The 19,500-nt window shown below is 66.0% G+C and carries 13 protein-coding genes, 1 rRNA gene, 1 pseudogene and 2 riboswitches; of the genes and pseudogenes, 6 read left to right on the forward strand and 9 right to left on the reverse strand.

All coding sequences use genetic code 11. The features are described 5' to 3' along the window. Positions 1-83: ribosomal RNA gene (locus OKW35_RS41795) — 16S ribosomal RNA — on the reverse strand; the annotation flags it as partial. A gap of 578 nt (positions 84-661) precedes the next feature. Between OKW35_RS41795 and OKW35_RS41800 the strand changes: the two genes are divergently transcribed. Continuing rightward, positions 662-1,606 (forward strand): flagellar brake protein, encoded by a 945-nt coding sequence (locus tag OKW35_RS41800; RefSeq protein ID WP_429555145.1) that lies wholly within the window; start codon positions 662-664, stop codon positions 1,604-1,606. A 67-nt stretch (positions 1,607-1,673) separates the two neighbouring features. Here the strand turns inward: OKW35_RS41800 and OKW35_RS41805 are convergent, their stop codons facing one another. Genes OKW35_RS41805 through cobW form a run of 4 tightly spaced genes read right to left on the reverse strand, consistent with a single transcriptional unit; the run spans position 1,674 to position 8,366 of the window. After that, positions 1,674-2,288, reverse strand: a complete 615-nt coding sequence (locus OKW35_RS41805) for a vWA domain-containing protein (RefSeq protein ID WP_429555146.1) — start codon at positions 2,286-2,288, stop codon at positions 1,674-1,676. 56 nt (positions 2,289-2,344) lie between these two features. Then, positions 2,345-3,445, reverse strand: a complete 1,101-nt coding sequence (locus OKW35_RS41810; protein ID WP_429555147.1) for an ATP-binding protein — start codon at positions 3,443-3,445, stop codon at positions 2,345-2,347. Next, complete coding sequence (cobN, locus tag OKW35_RS41815) at positions 3,442-7,260, reverse strand: cobaltochelatase subunit CobN (RefSeq protein WP_429555148.1); 3,819 nt, start codon at positions 7,258-7,260, stop codon at positions 3,442-3,444. Before cobN ends, OKW35_RS41810 begins: the two co-directional genes overlap by 4 nt. Positions 7,261-7,274: 14 nt before the next feature. Next, a complete protein-coding gene (gene cobW / locus OKW35_RS41820) occupies positions 7,275-8,366 on the reverse strand; it encodes a cobalamin biosynthesis protein CobW (protein WP_429555149.1) in 1,092 nt (363 codons plus the stop codon). A 202-nt stretch (positions 8,367-8,568) separates the two neighbouring features. After that, a riboswitch (cobalamin riboswitch) is annotated at positions 8,569-8,846 on the reverse strand. 80 nt (positions 8,847-8,926) lie between these two features. Further along, positions 8,927-9,186, forward strand: a riboswitch (cobalamin riboswitch). Between the two features lie 195 nt (positions 9,187-9,381). Here cobW and cobA point away from each other — a divergent pair. The 5 genes and pseudogenes from cobA to bluB all read left to right on the forward strand — a co-directional run. Next, a pseudogene (gene cobA, locus OKW35_RS41825) lies at positions 9,382-10,122 on the forward strand (uroporphyrinogen-III C-methyltransferase); the annotation flags it as partial. Between the two features lie 75 nt (positions 10,123-10,197). Further along, positions 10,198-10,632, forward strand: coding sequence for a cobalamin biosynthesis protein (locus OKW35_RS41830; protein WP_429555248.1), 435 nt, complete (start codon positions 10,198-10,200; stop codon positions 10,630-10,632). Next, a complete protein-coding gene (gene cobO / locus OKW35_RS41835; protein ID WP_090805916.1) occupies positions 10,629-11,231 on the forward strand; it encodes a cob(I)yrinic acid a,c-diamide adenosyltransferase in 603 nt (200 codons plus the stop codon). Before OKW35_RS41830 ends, cobO begins: the two co-directional genes overlap by 4 nt. Before the next feature lie 3 nt (positions 11,232-11,234). Beyond that, positions 11,235-12,614 (forward strand): cobyrinate a,c-diamide synthase, encoded by a 1,380-nt coding sequence (locus OKW35_RS41840; RefSeq protein ID WP_244144864.1) that lies wholly within the window; start codon positions 11,235-11,237, stop codon positions 12,612-12,614. Beyond that, entirely contained in the window at positions 12,598-13,257 is a 660-nt protein-coding gene (gene bluB / locus OKW35_RS41845) for a 5,6-dimethylbenzimidazole synthase (RefSeq protein ID WP_429353813.1), read from the forward strand. Before OKW35_RS41840 ends, bluB begins: the two co-directional genes overlap by 17 nt. Positions 13,258-13,293: 36 nt before the next feature. Here bluB and OKW35_RS41850 read toward each other — a convergent pair whose 3' ends face one another. The 4 genes from OKW35_RS41850 to OKW35_RS41865 all read right to left on the reverse strand — a co-directional run bounded on the left by OKW35_RS41850 (position 13,294) and on the right by OKW35_RS41865 (position 18,691). Next, complete coding sequence (locus OKW35_RS41850; protein ID WP_429555150.1) at positions 13,294-13,908, reverse strand: DUF4136 domain-containing protein; 615 nt, start codon at positions 13,906-13,908, stop codon at positions 13,294-13,296. Between the two features lie 42 nt (positions 13,909-13,950). Continuing rightward, positions 13,951-16,437 carry a CHASE2 domain-containing protein gene (locus OKW35_RS41855; RefSeq protein WP_429555151.1) on the reverse strand — a complete coding sequence of 829 codons (2,487 nt, stop codon included), beginning with the start codon at positions 16,435-16,437 and terminating at the stop codon, positions 13,951-13,953. 65 nt (positions 16,438-16,502) lie between these two features. Beyond that, a complete protein-coding gene (locus OKW35_RS41860) occupies positions 16,503-17,954 on the reverse strand; it encodes a FecR domain-containing protein (RefSeq protein ID WP_429555152.1) in 1,452 nt (483 codons plus the stop codon). After that, positions 17,951-18,691: a response regulator transcription factor gene (locus OKW35_RS41865; RefSeq protein ID WP_429403186.1), complete on the reverse strand. Its 741-nt coding sequence runs from the start codon at positions 18,689-18,691 to the stop codon at positions 17,951-17,953. Before OKW35_RS41865 ends, OKW35_RS41860 begins: the two co-directional genes overlap by 4 nt. Between the last annotated feature and the right edge of the window lie 809 nt (positions 18,692-19,500).

Here is a 19,500-nt window from a genome sequence, read left to right on the forward strand (position 1 = left end):
CGGAGTCCGTGCTGCCGTTCGACTTGCATGTGTAAGGCATGCCGCCAGCGTTCAATCTGAGCCAGGATCAAACTCTTCAGTTCAAACCTGTTACTGTGTTCGGGCTCTCTCGAACCCGGTCGCTCACTCAACGTACTGACGATGATTGATCCGTCTTTCGACAGACAAACCTTCCTCCAATACTGTGTGAGGCTTCTGATACTTCTGCCTGACAGCAGATTCCGGAGAATCCGCCGCCGCATTCCGCATCAAGCGCCCACACTTATCGACTGTTAGTTTTTAAAGATCGGTCCGCCAAACCCGCCGCGCCTGAATCACCACTACCCGGCACCGCTTCGTTTGCGTCGCTGCGTCTGCAGCAGAGAAGCGAGATTATGGAGAGCGGTCGACAACACGTCAATACCCTTCTGCGAATTTCTTTTGGGAGCAAAGACTGCCATCTCCATCGCATTGCCGCCAGCCCCTAAAAAAGAGTCAACTCTGGCCAGACCAAAAAATCAGCGAAAATAGTTAGTCATCCGATTCAACCCGCCGAAGTCCTGATACCGACAAAACAAAGTAGTCCGAGCACGGCTCGAACTCACCACGGCTCCCCAAATTAAAGTTCTACCCTTCCCCGCCGTCAATCAGATCATCTCGCCACTTAAATTAGCTGCCGACTATGGACAATCTCGTCGACGCACACGTCGAGGACACCCAGCCCGCCGCGGCATCCCCGATGCTCGAGCCTGATACGGTGCCGGTAGGCACGCCGCTCCCATGGCCGATCGTCGATGCCGACGGCACGCTGCTCTTCGCAAGCGCGACGACGCTCGCGACCACCGACGAGCGCGCCTTTCTGTTTCAACACTTCCGCCCGCAACGCGGCGACCTGTTCGACCTCGGCGCACAACAACCGCCGGCGCCAACCGCCCAGCCTGACCACGCCGGTGAGTTGACGCTGAAGGACATGCACCTCGAGATCGGCACATTGATCGGCATGCGTTCGCAACCCGGCAGCGGCGCGCCGATGCAACCTTGCGGCATCATCGGTTTCGCGCCGAATCATGCGCTGTTCGTCACGCCGCCGATGCAGCAGGGCCAACCGCTGCCGCTCACGCCCGGCGAGAACGTCGAGGTCGTCGCGATCGCGAGTCAGGCCGTGTTCCGTTTCGTCTGCACGGTCGAAGCGGTCTGCCGCGTGCCGTTCGACTATGCCGTGTTGTCGAGACCCGGTATGGTCCGCCGGCTCCGTGAGCGCAAATCGATCCGCGTCCATGCGCACCTGCCCGTGCGGTTTGGCATCGGTGGGAGCGGTGACACTTACGAAGGCCTTGGACTCGCCAAGGGCATCAGCGCGCTCGGCATGTCGTTGAGTGCGTCATGGACACTGGGCGAAGTCGGCGAGCGGCTGCGCATCGCGTTCCGGCTGAAGTCGGCCGAATACGATTCACAGATCGAGACGACGGCGGTGATCCGCAACGTTCAGAAGGGCAAAGCGCCTGGCGAGCCGTCCATGCATGGGCTCGAACTGGATCAACTCGATTCCGTTCAACAGATGGCGATGAAGGTGTTCGTGTTCGATCGTCAGGAGGATGTGCAGCACTGGTCCAACGGACTGAAATAAGCGGTACGGCCACAAAAGCAACGCGCGTGCGGACACAGCAGCGTCGACCTAGCTGCGCACACATCGATCAGCCGAGCAACTCTTCCGGCGTCAACCGCCGCGCTCCCCAGGCATTGGCGAGCACCTCGCAACGACCGAGCCGTATCGCACCACGCTCGAAATCGACGAACACGACTTCATCGACGTCGGCCGGCCGCGCGGGTTCGTCGCTCGTGCGGCCGTCGGTCAGAATCCATAACCAGCGCTGCTGGGCCGGCCGTCGCCGCGCGCAGCGTTCGAGCAGTTGCGCGGCGCGGCGCACGCCCGACGCGAGCGGCGAACCGCCGCCTCCGCCCACGGGCGCGAGCCATCGCTCGTTCCACCAGCGCGGCACGGCCGGGCCGAAGCGCACATCCGCTCCCGCACCGCCGAAGCAGATCAGCGCAGCCTCGGCGCGCATCGCACTCGCACGGTCGAACAAGGCAGTCAGTAGACCCTTCGCCAACGCGAGGCGTTGGCCCGCCAGCATCGACCCGGAGCAATCGAGCACGAAACAATGCAGCACACCGCCACGCGGCACTTCCCGTACGAAGCGCAGATGCTCACGACGCAGCGTGTGCTCGCGCATCGCGGCGAGCGTCGGTGGCCATGCAATGCGCCTGCCCGGTTCGCCGCGCGACGTGTCGTGCGAATCCGCCCCCACGCCTCGTCGCCATCGAAAACCGCTGCGCGAGTCAGCGGCGGCGCCTTTCCGATGGCTCAGCGTTTTTTTGCGTCGAGCGCAATGACGCCTTTGACAGGCAAAGCCGCCGTCGGCTCGGGCGGCAGGTAGCCGCAGTCGGAGTCGGCGGAAGGTGTCGTGGATCCAGCCGTATCGCCAGACGCACCCGCAGCGACGTCCCGTGCCGGCGCCTCGCTTTCTGGCCGGCGCTGATTCGCATGTTGCGAATCATGCTGACGCCGCCGATGAAGCAGCACCGGATCGGCAACGCGCTCCACATGCCGCACCGTCACCGCGCCTGCCCGTTCGAATGCGGCCAGCGCGCGCGCCGCGCGCAGCATCACGAGGTCGGCGCGCAAACCGTCGACGGCCGCGTCGATGCATAGCGCGCTCACGCGCGCATGGACGGCGTCATCGAACGACAGCAGCGGCAGCGCCGCGCGCGCCGAGCGAATTCGCTGCACGTATGAAGCCTGCTGCTCCGCGTAGACGGTACGAAACCCAGCGGGATCGAGATCGAACGCGAACCGCGCTTTGACGATCGCCTGCCGCACCTGCGGCTCGAAGGCGTTCTGCAACTCCACCATCAGACCGAAGCGGTCGATCAATTGCGGCCGCAACTCGCCCTCTTCGGGATTCATCGTGCCGATCAGCACGAAGCTCGCGTCATGACTATGCGACACGCCATCGCGTTCGACGGTATTCACGCCGCTCGCCGCCGCATCGAGCAACGCATCGACGAGCGCATCGGGCAGCAGATTGACTTCGTCGACGTACAGCACGCCGCGATGCGCCTTCGCGAGCAGCCCCGGCGAGAAGCGCACCGAGCCGTCGCGCAGCACGCTTTCGATATCGAGCGTGCCGATCAGACGATCCTCGCTCGCGCCAAGCGGCAGATTCACGAGCTCTCCCTCCGGCAGCAGTTCCGCAAGCGCGCGCGCGGCAGTCGACTTCGCGGTGCCACGCGGTCCGCTGATCAATACGCCGCCCAAGCCCGGGTCGATCGCCGCGAGCACCAGCGCCTGCTGCAACGAGGCCTGGCCGATCAGCGCCGCAAACGGAAAAACGGACCGCGCCGCCGTACCCGATACACAGGCGGAGCTACCTGCGTCGCCCGCTCCTCGCATCGCTCCATTCATGTTTGTCTTCCTTCGATCTGCTGTTCGCTCGCCAGCAGATGCGTTTCCACCTGCGCGCGATAGTCACCCGGCTGCTGCCACAGCCCCCGCTGCATCGCCTCGAGCAAACGCTCGCAAATCGAATGCAGCGCATGCGGATTGTGCCGTTGCATGAACGCGCGCGTATCGGCGTCATTCAGATAAGCATCGGCGACGAGCGCGTATTGATGATCCGCGATCACGCGCGCGGTCGCGTCGTAGCCATACAGATAATCGACGGTCGCGGCGATCTCGGCCGCGCCCTTGTAGCCGTGGCGCTTCACGCCGTCGAGCCATTTCGGATTGACCACGCGCGAGCGGATCACGCGCGCGATCTCCTCGTGCAACGTCCGCACGCGCGGCGCGGCCGGATTGCTGTGATCCGCGTGATAGACGCGCGGCTGCCGACCTGCCAGATGCCGCACCGCCGCGACCATGCCGCCCTGAAACTGGTAGTAGTCGTTCGAATCGAGCACGTCGTGCTCGCGATTGTCCTGGTTCTGCAGCACGAGGTCCATCGCTGCGAGGCGCGTGCCAAACGCTTGCTGCGCTTGCTCGCCCGCGCTCTTCTGCGCGTACGCATATCCGCCCCACGCCTGATACGCGTTCGCGAGATCGGCGTCGGTCTGCCATTGGCGCGAGTCGATCATCTGCTGCAGACCCGCGCCGTACGTGCCCGGCCGCGCGCTGAACACGCGCCAGCCGGCGCGCTTGCGCGCTTCGACCGGGTCCATGCCGCGCGCGATCAACGCATCGCGTTCGCGCTGCACGCGCGCGCGAATCGGATTCAGCTCCGCGGGCTCGTCGAGTTCGGCAACCGCTTGCACGGCCGCATCGAACAGATGCATCACGTTCGCGAACGCATCGCGAAAAAAACCGGATACGCGCAACGTGACGTCGATACGCGGCCGATCGAACGCGTCGATCGGCATGATCTCGAAGTCCGTCACACGGTGGCTGCCCGGCGCCCATTTCGGCCGCACGCCGAGCAGCGCGAGCGCCTGCGCGATATCGTCGCCGCCGGTGCGCATCGTCGCGGTGCCCCAGACCGACAGGCCGATCGCGCGGGGATAATCGCCGTGCTCCTGCAGATGCCGCTCGATCAGTTGCTGCGCCGATCTCAGGCCGAGTGCCCACGCGGCTTGCGTCGGCACCGCGCGCGTGTCGACCGAATAGAAGTTGCGGCCGGTGGGCAGCACGTCGGGCCGACCGCGCGACGGCGAACCGCTCGGACCTGGCGGCACGAAACGTCCTTCGAGGCCGCGTTTCAGCTGCGTCATTTCCTGCGGGCCGCAGGCGTCGAGACGCGGCAGCACGTCGTCGCGCAGGCGTGCGATCACCTGTGCCGCTTGCGGCAGACTTTCGTCGGCTACGGGGACGGCCTGCGAACGATCCGCATCATCGCAATCGACATCGCAGACACCGCGCAACAGCTCGCCCGCGAGCAATTCCAACCGCTCGCGCGTATCGCCATAATGTCGCCACGGCGCATCGCTGACCCGCTGCAATACATCGGGTCGCGGGCCGTCCCATGCGGCGGCCCAATCCACCGTCAAGGGGTCGAACCGATGATCGATGCGCAGATCGCGCGCCAGCGCGTCGACGAGCCCCGCCTTGCCGGCCCGCCCATCGCCGACCGGAAAGCGCCCGAGCGCGAGCAGCGTGTCGCGCCGCTGCACGCCGCGCGGCGACTGCCCGAACGTATGCAGGCCATCGCGAATCTGCGCTTCCTTCAGCTCGCACAGCCACGCATCGACGCGAGTGAGCAGCGCGTCTTCATCGTCCTGTCGGTTCGGCGCCGCGAGACTCAGCTCTTCGTGCAACCGATGCTCGACGATCGTCGTCAGAATCGTGCGACGCAAGAGCTTCGCGCGACGCGAATCGACCATCAATGCTTCGTAGTATTCGTCGACCTGGCGTTCGAGGTCCTGCAGCGGCCCATAGTTTTCGGCGCGTGTAAGCGGTGGCATCAGATGATCGATGATCACCGCCTGCGCGCGCCGCTTTGCCTGGCTGCCTTCGCCGGGATCATTGACGATGAACGGATACAGATGCGGCATCGGTCCGAGAATCAGATCGGGCCAGCACGCATCGCTCAAGGCGACGCTTTTGCCCGGCAGCCATTCCAGGTTGCCGTGCTTGCCGACGTGCACGACCGCGTCGATGCCGAACTGATGGCGCAGCCAGAAATAGAACGCGAGGTATGCGTGCGGCGGTACGAGCTCCGCATCGTGATAGCTCGCGTAGTCGCCGTGCTCGCGCGAACGCGCAGGCTGAATGCCGACGAACACCTGGCCGCAGCGCCAGCCGGCGATCATGAAGCGGCCGCGCCGTAGCGTGGGGTCCTGCTCGGGCTTGCCCCAGCGCGCGTTCAACGCGTCGCGCACGCTCGCCGGCAACGCGTTGAAATGCGCGAGATAGTCGTCGAGTGCGAGGCTTTGCAGGGCCGGACGCAGATCGCGTACGACCGGATCGTTGGTCACGCCTTCGGTCAGCCTGTTCAACAACGCGTCGCCGTTTTCGGGTAGTTCGCCGACACGATAACCTTCATCGCGCAGCATCGACAGAATGCCGACCACCGACGCCGGCGTATCGAGCCCGACGCCATTGCCGATGCGCCCTTCGCTCATCGGATAGTTGGCGAGAATCAACGCGACTTTCTTGTCGGCGTTATCGAGCGAACGCAAACGGCACCAGCGCCGGCTCAGCTCGGCGAGAAAGCGCACCCGTTCGAGGTCGGGCTGATAGCGGACCACGTCGACCTGCGTATGCGCACAGCGATACGCGAGCCCCTTGAAGCTGATCGCGCGCGTGATGATGCGCCCGTCCACTTCGGGCAGCGCGATATGCATCGCGATGTCGCGCGAATTGAGGCCGTGGTTGTCCTTCAGCCAGTCTTCGCGATTGCCGCCGCTCAGGATCACCTGAAACACCGGCGCGTCACCGGCGAGCGCGAGCGGCTCCGGGTCGTCGATCGCGGAAGCGGCGAACGCAGTCGTGTTCAGCACGAGCGCGACACCATCTTGCGCGCACAGCGACTGCACGACATCGCGGCTCACCGCATCCTTCAGCGACGTGATCGCGAGCGGCAGCGGATTGAGCCCTTGCGCTTCGAGCGCGTCGATCAACGCATCGAACACCGCGGTATTGGCGGCCTGCAGATGCGCCTTGTAGAACAGAATCGCGACGACCGGCGCGTCTTGCCGCCAACGCGCCTGCCAGTCGGCGACGATGGGGGTATCACGCTCGGGGTGATACAGCGACGCGGCCGGCAACGCGCGCGGCGGATCGGGTTCGCGCCCCCAGTCGAGCGCGCGATACGCGATGCAGCGCAAAAACGCCTCGGCGTTCTGCGGACCGCCCTCGCGCAGATAGCGCCACAGCTGCTGACACAACTCGGCGCTCGCGGTGCTGCGCGCGAGCAGGTTCGGGTCTTCCTGCAGATCGCCGGAAAACATCGCGAGTGTTTGCTGTTTGCGCTGCGCGAGCGCGACCACCTGCTCGATGCCGTACGGCCAATACGTTTCGCCGCCGAGATGATCGACGACGACCACGCGCGCATGCTGCAACACGTCGTCCAGATAGAAATCGACCGAGGCAGGCTGACGCAGATACGTGACGTTCGCGAGCCGCACGCTCGGAAAGCCGTCGCCGAGACGCGGCACTACGCTCGCGAGCAGCGACAGCGTGGTGTCGGCGGAACTGAGCACGACGATCTCGGCGGGCTGCTGATCGATGCGGATCACGCCCTGCGTATCGTCGACGAAGCCGCCCGGCGTCGTGCGCAGCAGATGCATGCTGGGGCGCCTGTTTATGCCGTCGCGTTCGACGTCGCGCCGAGCGCCGCGTCGAACGCCTGTTGCATCGCGTGTTGGTCGAGGTCTGCGCCGATCAGCACGAAGCGGCTCAACGCGCCGTCGCCATTTTCACCCGCTTGCCAGCGCCGGTCGAAGTAGCTCTCGAAGCGCCGGCCCACGCCCTGGATCACGAGACGCATCGCCGCGCCCTGCAGTGCCGCGAAGCCTTTGACACGGTAAATCGTGTGGGTTTCGACGAGCGCCTGCAAGGCGGCGAGCGCCGCGTCGCGCGACGGTACGGATGCCTGCACGACGACCGAATCGAATTCATCGTGGTGGTGATTGGGGTCGTCGGCGGAACCGTGGTGGTCATGACGCAGGTGGATCGTCTCTTCCGACGCCGCTTCGAGGCCCAGCAGCGTATGCAGGTCGAGCCGCCCCTGCTGCGCGCGCACGATCTTCACCTGCGGCGCAATCTCCGCGCGGATCGCGGCTTCGACCTCGTGCTGCCGCGCGTCGTCGATCAGATCGGTCTTGTTCAGAATCACCAGATCGGCCGCCGACAACTGGTCTTCGAACAACTCGTGCAGCGGCGACTCGTGATCGAGATTCGGATCGGCCTTGCGCTGCGCATCGACGGCGAGCGGGTTATCGGCGAACTGGCCGCTCGCGGCGGCCGGGCCGTCCACCACCGTCACCACCGCGTCGACCGTGAAGCCGTTGCGGATTTGCGGCCAGTTGAACGCCTGCACGAGCGGCTTCGGCAACGCCAGGCCCGACGTTTCGATCAGCACGTGATCGAGTTCATCGCGGCGCTCCGCGAGCTTTTCCATCACCGGGAAAAATTCTTCCTGCACGGTGCAGCACAAACAACCGTTCGCGAGTTCATACAATTGCCCTTCGGTCTCGACGCCGTTTTCATCGCAACCGATGCCGCAGCCTCTGAGGATTTCGCCGTCGATGCCGAGCTCGCCGAACTCGTTGACGATCACCGCAATGCGCTTGCCGCCCGCATGCTGAAGAATGTGCCGCAGCAGCGTGGTTTTGCCGCTGCCGAGAAAGCCCGTGACGATCGTGACGGGGATCTTGCGCAATTGAGTTTGCATCGTGAGGTCCATCCCTTGGCGTTGATCGGTATGCCGGAAAGTCCGCGCGTGGGTCCGCGTCGGCTGGCGAATGGAGCGAATGAAGCACGCGCAGAAGTACCAGCGATCACCAGACACGGGGACGAACGACGGCATTGCCGCGACAACGGAAATACAGAAAGCGGAACTGAGGTCATGAACGCGCCGCCGCATCCCCGCGGCGGTCGTTCTGCTTCTTTGGGCCGGTATCCGGGCTGGCGAAAGCGCCGCTTCCCCTTCCCGGCCGAGTGGTTTCTCGTCCAGTGGTGAAATGTCCACGCGAGCTTGCGCGAGGACATCGAAGCCGGCACTGCGGTGCCCGGCTATCAAGCCGGAACCGCTTTTCGCTTACCGTTGCGGGGACAGCACAGGTTAGCCGCTCCAGAGCAGGTGGCTCCCTGTTTCCCGTTTAACTGCATGCGCACGAGCGCGCACGCGAGCACCCAAAGTGCGTGCGAGTGTAGGCCCGCGGCCTTGCGCAGTCAAGCAACGCAGCGAGCCGGAAAGCGCCGCCGAGGCTTATCCGGCAAGGCGCCATGTGCTATCGTATGCGCGCGTTTGGTGCCCGCACATGCGCTCGCGTGTGCAGTTAAACGGGAAACAGGCAGCGCCTCGCGCGTTCAACCTGTGCTGTCCCCGCAACGGTAAGCGACCTGCGGCGCGCGATTCGATTCGCCTTCGATTCCGCCGTGCCGCGCATGCGTTTTTTGATGCCACTGTCCCGCGAATCCACAAACCGGGACGGGAAGGCGAAGCGCATGAGGCCGCCAGCCCGGATACCGGCCAGACGCGGAGGCGGTGCCGCATTGCATCCGTGCATCACGCGGCGCCGCCGGCCGCCGGAATCCGCGGGGAACGGATGTGAAGGCGTAGCAGCGCGGCATCGCGCGTGCCCGGATTCGCAGTTCCGCATGACCTCTATATTCACCGCCGCGCGCGCTGTCGCACGCCGCGTCTCTTCTTCCATCACCGCATGGCGCGCGCCATGCACGCCGCGATGACGCGCGCCTGGCTGATCGGCGCCGGTCCCGGCGACGTCGAACTGATCACGCTGAAGGCCACCCGTGCGCTCGCGCAGGCCGATGTCGTGCTCGTCGACGATCTGGTGAATCCCGACGTGCTGCAGTTCGCGCGCACCGACGCGCAAGTCGTGTACGTCGGCAAGCGCGGCGGCCATCCGTCGACGCCGCAAGCCGACATCGTCGCGCAAATGCTCGGGCATCTGCGCGCGGGGCGCAGCGTCGCGCGGCTCAAGGGCGGCGATCCGTTCGTGTTCGGCCGCGGCGGCGAAGAGTTGCAGGCGCTACAGGCCGCGGGTATCGAAGTCGACGTGATCAACGGCATCACGGCCGGCATCGCGGCGCCCGCGGCGCTCGGTATCGCGGTCACGCATCGTGATCACGCGCAGGGCGTCGTGTTCGTCACCGGCCACGGCGCCGGCGGCAGTGGCGAACCGGACTGGGCCGCGCTCGCCGCGACGCGCATGACGCTGGTGATCTATATGGGCATGCGCCGGCTCGGCGAGATCGCCCGCGCATTGCTCGCGGCCGGCATGTCCGCCGACACGCCGTGCGCGGCGATCGAGTCGGCGACGCGGCCTGAGCAGCGTCATGTGCTCGCGCCGCTTCGCGAGTTCGCCGAGGCGGTGGCGCGTGCGGGGCTCGGCTCGCCGGCGATCGTCGTGATCGGCGGTGTGGCGTCGCTCGCGCTGGCGCGTGATGCGGCCAAACGCGACGCCGGCGTTGCTCACGAACTGGCAGCGAGCGCGACACGACACGGACTCGGACGCGCGATCAAAACGCTGAGCGTCGGCATCGGTTGCCGCTTGCACAGCGAAGCCGCTGAGATCGAAGCCGCCGTCCGCGCAGCACTCGGATCGAATGCCTTCGAGCAGATCCGCGCGATCGCGACGATCGACACCAAAGCCAACGAAGCCGGTCTGCTCGAATTCTGCTCACGTCATCAGCTGCCGCTGCAACTGTTCAGCCGCGAGCAGATCGCCGCGGTGCCGGTCGCGTCGCCGTCGGCGGCGGCACACGCGCATCTCGGCGTCGACGGTGTGTGCGAGCCGTGTGCGCTGCTGGCGGCAACGGCGCAGGACTCCAGCACAACCGCGCAAAACGCGCGTCTAATCGTACGCAAGACCGCGCACGCCGGCATCACGGTTGCGATCGCAGCGGCGAACAACGCTGCCCTTAGCGACGCGCCCCCATCCCATCCCGCCCCTCAAAACCAGGACCCTCGATGAAAACCGATCCGGAATCGCATCAACGCATGACCGAACGCCGCCGCGAAGGCCACGAAAAGAAGCAGGCCGGCGCGACCGTCGAAAAAGGCCTGCTGATCGTCAACACCGGCACCGGCAAGGGCAAGAGCACGGCCGCCTTCGGCATGGCCGTGCGGGTGCTCGGCCACGGCATGCGGCTCGGCGTCGTGCAGTTCATCAAGGGCGCGCTGCATACGTCGGAGCGCGATTTCCTCGGCGCGATCGCGCAATGCGATTTCGTCACGATGGGCGACGGCTACACGTGGAACACGCAGAACCGCGAGGCCGACATGGCGACTGCGCGCAAAGGCTGGAACGAAGCGCGGCGGATGATCGAAAGCGGCGACTACCAGATGGTGATCCTCGACGAGCTGAACACCGTGCTGAAGTACGAATACCTGCCGCTCGACGAAGTGCTCGCGGTGATCAACGCGCGTGCGCCGATGTTGCATGTCGTCGTGACCGGACGCCATGCGCCGGACGCGCTGATCGAAGCCGCCGACCTCGTCACCGAAATGCGCGCGATCAAGCATCCGTATCGCGAGCAAGGTGTGAAGGCGCAGCGCGGCGTGGAGTTCTGAGCGATGTCGGCATCCCCCAACTGGGCTTCGTCCGGGGCGCCCCCCAAGGGGACTTCCTTCGGGGCGTCCCCCCAGGGGACTTCCTTCGGGGCGTGCCCCGCGCTGTTCATTAGCGCGCCCGCGTCGGGACAAGGCAAAACCACGATCACCGCCGGTCTCGCGCGCTATCACCGGCGGCTCGGACGTCGCGTGCGCGTGTTCAAGACCGGGCCGGATTTTCTCGATCCGATGATCCTCGCGCGCGCGAGCGGCGCGCCGGTGCTGTCGCTCGATCTGTGGATGGTCGGCGAAAGCGCATGCCGCAACCTGCTCGCGCGGGCGGCGCAAGAAGCCGATCTGATCCTGATCGAAGGCGTGATGGGCCTGTTCGACGGCACGCCGAGCAGCGCCGATCTGGCGACCACGTTCGGCGTGCCGGTGCTCGCGGTGATTTCCGCGCAGGCGATGGCGCAGACCTTCGGCGCCATCGCATTCGGCCTTGCGCGCTTCAGGCCGCAACTGCCGTTCCACGGCGTGCTCGCGAATCGCGTCGGCTCGGCTCGGCACGCGCAGATGTTGCAGGAAGCACTGCCGCCCGAGTTGCGCTGGTGCGGCCACCTCGCCGCGAGCGACGAGATCACGCTGCCCGACCGCCACCTCGGCCTACACCAGGCCGATGAAATCGACGATCTCGAAGCGCGCCTCGAACGCGCGGCGGATACGCTCGCGTCGACCGCGCTCGCCGAACTGCCGCCGCCGGTCGATTTCGGCGTGCCCTCGCCCGAAGTGCTGCCGCGTCTGCTCGAAGGCAAGCACATCGCGATCGCGCGCGACGCCGCGTTCTCATTCATCTATCCGGCCAACGTCGCGCTGCTCGAAGCGCTCGGCGCGCGGCTCAGCTATTTCTCGCCGCTTGCCGACGAAGCGTTGCCCGCCGGCACGCACGCGCTCTATCTGCCGGGCGGCTACCCCGAGTTGCATCTGGCGACGCTCGCGGGCAACGTGAACAGCGCCGCATCGATCCGCGCGCACGTCGAGGCGGACAAACCGCTGGTCGCCGAGTGCGGCGGCATGCTCTATCTGCTCGACACGCTGACCGACGCGCAAGGCACTAGCACGCCGATGCTGGGCCTGCTACCCGGTCACGCGACGATGCAAACGCGCTTCACGTCGCTCGGCATGCAGCAGATCGATGGCGTCCACGGCACGCTGACCGGCCACACGTTCCACTACTCGAAGCTCGCGACGCCGCTCGCGCCGCAGCGCTTCGCCACGCGCGCGCACAGCGACACGCCCGGCGAAGCGGTGTTCCGCGTGGGCCCGATTGTGGCAACCTATATGCACGCTTACTGGCCCTCCAACCCGGCTTTCACGGCCGCCCTCTTTCATGGCGAAGCCTTTTGACGACTCCGAGCGCGAAGCGGTCTATCGCGCGATTTACGAACGCCGCGACATGCGCCACTTCGTGCCCGATCCGGTCGATCCGGCGGTGCTGCGGCGTCTGCTCGACGCGGCGCATCACGCGCCGAGCGTCGGCTACATGCAGCCGTGGCGCATCGTGCGCATCACCGACGCGGCGCTGCGCACGGGCTTGCGCGACATCGTCGAGCGCGAACGGCTCGCCACCGCCGATGCGCTCGGCAAGCGCCGCGACGAGTTCATGAAGCTGAAGGTGGAAGGCATGCGCGAATGCGCGGAGTTGCTGGTGATCGCGTTGATGGACGGGCGCGAGCGACACGTCTTCGGCCGCCGCACGCTGCCGGAGATGGATCTCGCGTCGGTCGCGTGCGCGATCCAGAACATGTGGCTCGCCGCGCGCGCGGAAGGACTCGGGCTTGGTTGGGTGTCGCTATTCGATGTCGACGCGGTGCACCAGCTACTGGGGATGCCGGAAGGCGCGCGGCCGGTCGCGATTCTGTGCCTCGGCCACGTCGCTGCCTTCTATAGCGAGCCGATGCTCGAAACGCAGCGCTGGGCGAGCCGTCTGCCGCTCGCCGATTGCGTGTTCGAAAACCGCTGGCCGCAAGACGAGCCGGCGCAGGAATAACTGATACTCGTGGCCCCGGCGATCCGAGGCTGTGTTTTAACGCTGCAGCGGCTCCATCGACTCGACGTTCGGCACACCGCTCGTCTTGTCGATGCTGAGCTTCACACGCCAGTCGGCCGGCGCATCGAACGGCAGCTTCGCGAGCGCGGTTTTCACGAGCAACGGCAGTGCATGCAGCGGGTCCGCGTCGCGATCCATGAACACCGCGCCGACCTTGTAGCGCTCGGCGCCGCTCGCGTAGTCGAAAAAGCGCAGCGTCAGCGCGTGCTGATACTTGCGCCCAAACAGCAGCGCGCCTGGACCGTCGCTGCCCGCGCCGCAATCGGCGGGCGCGCAATCCTCACCGCCGATGCCGATCGACGCCGGCCGCGTGCTATACGCCATCGACAGCAGATAACGCGCGGGCTTGCCCGCCGTATCGACGAACCCGTGTTTCGCCAACTCGTCGCGCAACAGCTTTTCGACTTGCGGATGGTCGGCGCTGTCGTCCTGCGGCTGCGTGCGCGCGAGCGAATAGGTCTGCTCGCCTTGCAGCGCAACGGCGCGGTCGGCGCCGTTAGCGGAGACGGTGTGCACGTCGGCGCTCAGGCCCGCGCAAGCGGTGAGGCTCGCCGCGGCCAGCGCGGCACAGAGGTGAGCGATCTTTGCCATTGTTTGTTTTCTCTCTAGTACATCGAATACATCAAAGGCGCATCAGACGCGCGGTGCGATCGATTCGTCGAGGGGCGCGTCGTCGAGCGCGGGCAGCCAGATCGTGAAGGCCGTCCCCTCGCCGGGCGCGCTGACGACTTCGACGCTGCCACCGTGGCGCGTGACGACGGTTTTGACGAACGCCATGCCGAGTCCCGCGCCACCCACTTCCGGCCGCTCCGCCTCGTGAAAACGGCGAAAGCGCTCGAACAATCCCGCTTGCTGCTCCTCAGGAATGCCATAGCCCTGGTCGCGGATCGTGCACGACACGCGCGGCGCCTCGCTGCCCGCGCGCTTTGCCGCCGGCTGGCCAGCGAAGCTGCATACGATGCGCGTGTCGGGCGGACTGTACTTGACCGCATTGTTCAGGATATTGACGAGCGCGCGTGTCATCAGCGAGCGGTCGGCGCAGATCCAGGGATCGTCGTCGGCGTCGTCGGCGGATTCCGTATGCAGCGCGATGCGCTTCGCATGCGCCTGCGGCCAGACCTCGTCGCTCGCATCGATGACGAGTTCGGTCAGACTCAGCGGCTCGAGCACATAGGCCTGCGATTCGGCGCGCGCCAGTTGCACGAAGTCGTCGGCAAGCGTGAGCGCGCGTTGCGCGTAGCGTTCGATGCGCTCCAGCACGCTGCGCGCGAGCGCAGGCTCGGTGCGCGCGCGCTCGATCTCGACCAGCGCAATGATCGACGCCTGCGGCGAGCGCATGTCGTGCGACAGCAGCCGCAGCGCGTCTTCGCGCTGACGCTCGGCCGCATGGAGTGCCGACACGTCGACGAGACCGGCGATCCAGCCGGTCGTCTCGCCCTGCGCGTTGGTGCAGGTCGCATAGCGCAGCAGATGGTCGCGCTCGTTCGCGTCGCGCACCTCGACGCCCTGCGCCATCAGCGCCGCGAACTCGCCGCGCGTCGGATCGAGGAGCGCCGGCCAGTGCGCGTGCGCGGACAGACTGCGCTCGTTGTCCGTGGCCGCGCCGGTGTCGATCGTCTTCACGAGCGTGAGGCCGCCGAGCACGCTCTGCATCGGCTGGCCTTCGGGCATCGGCGCGCCTAGCCGAGCGAAATGCGCTTTCGCCGCGTGATTCGCGATCAGCACGACGCCGGCCACGTCGCTGACGAGAATCGGCTCCGGCACGCTATCGAGGCTGCCCCACACGAAGCGCTTCATGTCCTGCACCCGTTGCGCGGCCTGAGCCATCAGCGCCATGTGCTGCGCGAGCACGTCGCCGCCGAACTCGCGGCGGCGCTTCGGCGTCTCGGGCAGCAGATGCGGCTCGTCGGCGAGACGCTGCAGTTCGCCGCGCAGATACGCCATCGTCATTTCGAGGCGTCGCCAGTTCCAGATCGGATAGACGATCACGACGCCGAGGATCGCCGGCACCGGCGAGATCCACAGCCTGCCGCCGTACAGCAGCAGCGCGCTGCCGGTCGCGGCGAGCAGCACCAGCGCGCCGGTCAGCAACAACGAGCGGCGCGGCGACAGTACGAGGAAGCCGGCGAGCAGCGCGGCGAGCGGCCCGAGCGCCGCCGCGAACACGACCCACAGCGCGACCGGCTGGATCTCGCGGCCGCTCAGCAGCGTGTCGAGCACGTTCGCGTGGATGTAGACGCCGGGCAGCGGACCGAGCTCGCCCGATACCGGTGTCGCGAAGCGGTCGTACAGACCCGACGCCGTCACGCCGATCACGACGATGCGCCCGCGCAACTGATCGGCCGGCACCTTGCCGGCGAGCACGTCGGCGAAACTGAGCTTTGGGTAGTTCGCGGCGTTCGGGCCGAACGGAATCAGGAAGCGCTCTTCGCCGCCGTCGTCGCTGCCGCGTGCGGGCTCGTTCGAGGGGCGCGGCGGCAAGCCGCCGCGCAGATGCAGCTTGCCGTGTTCGACCGCGTCGGCGACGAGCACCGTCAGTTGCGGCCAGCGCGAGCGCTGGTCGCCCTGGAAGCGCGCGACGCTACGCACGATGCCGTCGCTGTCCACTTCGAAATTGATGTGACCGAGCCCGGCAGCAGCCTGCGCGAGCGGCGCGACGGGTTCATCGACGGTGCGCTTGCCGCTCGCATCGGGCGGCGTCAGCAGCACGGGCAGATAGGTCGGGCTCAGCGCAATGGCGTGGGCGAGCTGAGCGTCGTCGACATTGGGCTCGGTGAACAGTACGTCGTCGATCACCGCGGCAGGTTTGGCCGCGGCGATCTGCTCGAGCAGCCGCGCGTGCACGCTGCGCGGCCACGGCCAGCGGCCCAGTGCGTCGATGCTCGCGTTGTCGATCTCGACGACGACGATGTCGGACAGCAGCGGCTGCTCGCGCAGCTTCAGAAACTGGTCGTACACCAGCAGATCGATGCCGGCGCCGACGCGCCCGAACGACGTCAGCAGGATCACCACGAGACCGAGACAGCCAACGCTGACCCACTCGATCAGAAAGCGCCGGCCCGCCCGCCGTCCAAGACGGGCGCGCGGGTCGAGGCTCAGTCGCGTAGAAGTGGCGGGCATGGACGATATAGTCGGGAACGGGAGGACGGACCGGCCAGCAGGCCGGCCCCGAGAATCTACCCGCGTCAGGGCGCAAGCGTAAAGGAGCGGACCGGACTGCTCTTTTCGTAGAAGCGGCCGTTGTCGAACTGCTCGGCGACGATCGTCCAGTAGTAGACGCCCGGAGGCAGATCGCTGATCACGAGTTCGCCGCCCGGCAGATCGGGGCGATCGATTACCGGATGGCTCAGTTCGGCCGTGTTCGCGAGCAGGAAGCGGAAACGGGTCGGCACGTTACTGCGGCTGACGAACCAGCGGAACTCGTAGTCGCGGCTACCCGCGCGCTGCGCGGCCGAAGCGTCCAGCCCCAGCTGGCGGCGCTCGAACGCGTACACGTTCGGCAGGCCGTCGAGACCGTTGCTATCGGTCGACGCGACGCGCACGAAGTACGTGCCGTCGGGCAGATCGCCGAAGTCGGCATGCGGCGCGCTCACGCGCAGGTCTCGCACCAGGTCCAGTTGATCGGCGTCGTGCGAAATCTGCAGCCGATAGCCGACCGCGTGCTCGGCCGGGTTGACGTCGAACGCGACGCTCTTGCCGTCCTGCACGCGCGCCGGCCGCGCGAGCGCGGGTGCGGGCAACAGCTGGACCGGACTGCCGACCGCGCCGCCCGAGTGCGTGACGTTGCCGAAGCTTGCCTCGACCAGCTGATCGGACGCCTGCAACGGCCTGCCTGGCGCCGGCGCGGCGCTCTGGCCATGCTGCGTGGCCGGATCGACGCCGACCGCGCCGTCGAGCACCGCCACCGCGGTGGTTTGCGTGTCGCCGTCGTAATCGACGCGAAAACGCGTGCCGCGCACTCCGGCGACCACCGAAGGCGAACGGATCTGGAAGCGATCATCGCGTCGCTTCGCATGCGTGACCTGGCTCTCGACCTCGCCGGCGCGCAGCTCAAAGACGCGATGGGCGACGCCGGTCAGCGCGACGTGCCGCAGTCTCTCGATATTGAGTTCGCCGTTCTGCGCGACCGTCACGTATGAGCCGCCGGGCAGCTCGAGCGTCGCGAACCCGTTCGCGCCGGTGCGCAAGCGATCGCCTTCGGCAAGCGTTTCACCGGTTTTCAGCGGCAGATAAGGGCTCGAGTCGAACGCGTGCTCGACTGGACCGCTGGTCGCGATCACGCGAGCCGTGTCCCGATCCTGGCGCAGCCTTCGGGACGGCAAACGCAGCACGATGCCGGCCGCCATGCGGCGCGGCGCGGGCACGTGATTGAGGCTGCTCAACAGCGCCCAGTCGGTCGGATCGGCCATGTAGCGGGCGGCTATGTCATACAGCGTGTCGCCCTCGTGCGTCGTGTACGAAGCGTAGACCGGCGAGGCCTTCGCTCCGGTCTTGCCGCGCGCGGGCTGCGCGTGCGCGAGCGCGCTCCAGCCGGTCGCGCCCGTTGCCATCAGACAGGCCGCGGCAAGCCACGCGGCGGCGCGGCGGCCGGGCATGGCGGCGCTGCCCGATGCCGCCCCATCCACGCAGACCGTCACGCTTCCCCCGCTTCTTCAGTGGGTTCGTCGTCGGCGGCCGGTGGTGTGCCGGTTTCGATCCGCTCGAGGCGGTAGCCATAGCCGTAGATCGGCGTGAGCCGATAACCGTGCTCGGGGCGCAGACCGAGCTTGCTGCGCAACATCGACACATGAGTGTCCATCGTGCGCGACGGGATGTCCGTGGCCTGCTTCCAGATCACGTCGAGAATGTGTGCGCGCGACAACGGCCGGCTCATATGCTGGAACAGCAGCAGCGCGAGTTCGAACTCTTTCTGCGTGACGGAGACCGGGGTGCCGCGGACCACGACGTGCTTGACGCTCAGGTCGAACTCGAAGTCGCCGAATACTTCCCTCGTTGCCGGCGGCTTCAGGTAATACGCGCGCCGCAGCAGCGAACCAACCCGCGCGAGCAGTACGGCGCCCGACACGGGCTTGACGAGATAGTCGTCGGCACCGGTATTCAGAATCGAAGTGATGTCGGTTTCGCGGCCGCGGCTCGTCATGAACAGCACCGGCAGGCGCTCGGACAGGCTTTCGCGCACCCAGCGAAGCACTTCTTCGCCGGACATGTCGGGAACGTTCCAGTCGAGCACGAGCAGATCGAACGTCTGACGACGCAACTGGCGCACGAGTTCGCGCCCTGCGCCATACGCGTGACAGACGTGTCCAGCGGCGGACAGCGTTTGACACACAAGGTCGGCCTGAGCCGAATCATCATCGAGGACTGCAATTCTCATAACACCCCACAACGCAACAGCGCCTTCATGGCTGACGGCCGGTATACCGGCTGACGACCGGGATGACGGCGCAGCACCGCCGATCCGGCTTCCCAAAAAATTCCGGCTGTTACTTTCTGATTAATGGTCCCTCGCCGTCCCCCGCCATGACGCTGCTTTCATGAAGCGGAAATCAGCGCATAAATGTAATTTCCATAGCGATTATGCAGGGCAGATCATGATAATCGAAAACCTTCTTTCTTCCCGTTTGCCGTGTACCGGCAATCCGTCGCGAAAAACCCTAATCAGAAACGGCTGACGCGCTTTTCAGGTTTTTCTGGTCTGCCACCACTAGCCGGCGCCGGAAGGAAGTGACACTGCGGACGGAAGATCCTTGCTGGAGCGGCTTTTTGACCATGCTCGCTTATCGGCTTTAAGATTCCTTTCAGGTACTCTTATTTAACAATTGCGCGTTCAGTATAAGAATAATCTCAAAAGAAATCGTTTAAACATTGTTAGATTTTGTCCCGGTCGAGTTGTCATTCGAGGCAGTCGGCCTGGTCGGGCGAGCGACTCAAAGCTCTCGTTCTGCATGAGGCATTCGACTGCTTCACATTGTTGGCCGACGCGATGACGCGCCGCGAGACGGGCCGTCAGCGGGTGATGCGCAGCGTTAGGGTCGCCGGCAAAAAAATGCGGCGCTGCCCCTGTCGAAGCAACGCCGCCCACAAACACTACACACGCTCGCCGGGGTCTAACCGCACGAGTAACGTCACGTTAGCTGGAAGAACAGCCGTGCTCAAGATGAAAGAACTTCCTTTGTAACCGTT

This window comes from Paraburkholderia sp. MM5477-R1 (assembly GCF_050436385.1).
GTDB lineage: Bacteria > Pseudomonadota > Gammaproteobacteria > Burkholderiales > Burkholderiaceae > Paraburkholderia > Paraburkholderia tuberum.